This is a genomic window from Pseudomonas sp. R62 (genome assembly GCF_000257605.1).
GTDB classification, from domain to species: Bacteria; Pseudomonadota; Gammaproteobacteria; order Pseudomonadales; family Pseudomonadaceae; genus Aquipseudomonas; species Aquipseudomonas atacamensis.
The window spans coordinates 1-1959 of the sequence record NZ_AHZM01000833.1 but is presented as its reverse complement, the minus strand read 5'-3'; the positions used below and the strand labels follow the sequence as shown (position 1 = coordinate 1959).

1 protein-coding gene is annotated in these 1959 nt (G+C 63.8%); it reads right to left on the bottom strand.

The genetic code is table 11. The features are described from left to right. On the bottom strand, positions 1-1959 hold a 1959-nt coding region (locus tag OQK_RS00360; protein ID WP_038860080.1), incomplete at both ends, for an amino acid adenylation domain-containing protein.

The window sequence follows — 1959 nt, the reverse complement described above, 5'->3', positions numbered from 1 at the left end:
GGCGACATCGGTAACGAGATAACCCACCAACTGCTTGCCACTCGGCGCATCCAGCGCCAGCACCACCGCTTCGCGGATCGAAGGGTGATCGAGCAGGCGCGTTTCGATTTCGCCCAGTTCGATGCGGAAACCACGGATTTTCACTTGATGGTCGATCCGCCCCAGATACTCGACCAGACCATCGGCACGCTGGCGCACCAGGTCGCCGGTGCGATACATGCGCCCGCCATCAGCGGCAAACGGGTCAGCGACAAAACGCTCGGCGCTGATGCCCGGGCGGTCGTGATAGGCCTGAGCCAGACCGGCGCCGCCGACAAACAATTCACCGGTCGCGCCTTGCGGCACCAAGGCCAGATCGGCGTCGAGAATGTAGGCGACTCGCGCCCCGATCACGCTGCCGATCGGCACACTGCCGGCGCCCTCTTCCAGTACCTGCGGCGCCAGACTGGCCAGCGGCATGACTACGGTTTCAGTCGGGCCGTAGGCGTTGAAGAACAGCGCTGGCTGGAACGCCGCGCGGATGCGCTGCAGATGCTCGCCGGTCAGCGCTTCACCGCCGGTGATGATCATGCGCACCGGCAGGACGTCATTCTGCGTGGCAAGGAATTGCGCCAATTGGCTGCCGTAGCTCGGCGTGAAGCCGAGGACGTTGATCCGATGCGCACGAATCAAGCCGCAGATTTCTTCCGCGTCCCACTGCCCTTGCGCCCGCAGCACCACCTGCGCACCGCTGAGCAGCGGCACCAGCAGACGTTCGGTGGCGGCGTCGAAGTTGATCGAATAGAAATGCAGTTCACAGTCGTCCGGGCGCATGCCGAAGCGTTCGATCACGGCCTGACAGTGCATGGCAATTTCACCGTGGGAGACCACCACGCCTTTCGGTTTGCCGGTCGAGCCCGAGGTGTAAATCAAGTAGGCCTGATGTTGCGGCAGGCTGATAAACGGCAGCTCGCTGGCCGGGTAGTCGGCCAATCCCGGGCTGTCATCTTCCAGACACCAGCGCGCCACGTCTGACGGCAAGTCACCCAGGGCCTGAAACATCGCCCGATCGCTGAGCAGCAGACCGATGCGGCTGTCTTTGATCATGTAATGCAGACGGTCGAGCGGGTACTCCGGATCCAGCGGCACATAGGCGCCGCCAGCCTTGAGAATCGCCAGCAGGCCGATGACCATTTCCAGCGAACGCTCCAGCGCCAGCCCCACCCGCACCTGCGGGCCAACCCCACGTTCACGCAGCGCCCAGGCCAGACGATTGGCCCGGGCATCGAGTTCGGCGTAGCTCAGGGTCTGCCCGGCGAAGGTCAGCGCTGGCGCGTCTTTGCGCGCCAGTGCCTGCTCGGCGAACAGATGATGGATGCACTGATCGAGACGATGCTCGCCCGGCTCGATGCCAAGGCTGTCGAGCAGGTGCTGTTGCTCGGTGTTGTCGAGCAACGGCAGTTCGCTGAGGCGTTGCTGCGGATCAGCGATCAACGCTTCAAGCAGGTTGCGCCAATGCCTGGCCATGCGTTCGATGGTCGGCTCGTCGAACAGATCGGTGCTGTAAGTCAGGCAGCAGCCGAGGCGATGGTCGAGGTCGGTGACTTCCAGATTGAGATCGAACTTGGTCGCCCGCGCATCGTTGGCCAGGTACTCGACAGTCATCCCAGCGAGGGTGCGGCTCTGCTGGAATTCCCAGCGCTGCACGTTGCACATCACCTGGAACAGCGGGTTGTAGGCCGCGCTGCGTGGCGGCTGCAAGGCTTCGACCAGATGATCGAACGGCAGATCCTGATGGGACTGGCCTTCGATCACGGTGTGGCGCACCTGCTCGAACAGTTCGCCGACCGACATCTGCCCGTCGAGCTGGCAACGCAGCACCTGGGTGTTGAGGAACGCACCGATCAGCCCTTCGCTTTCCGGGCGGATGCGGTTGGCCACCGGCGCGCCGATGCGCAGGTCGGTCTGGCCGCTGTAGCG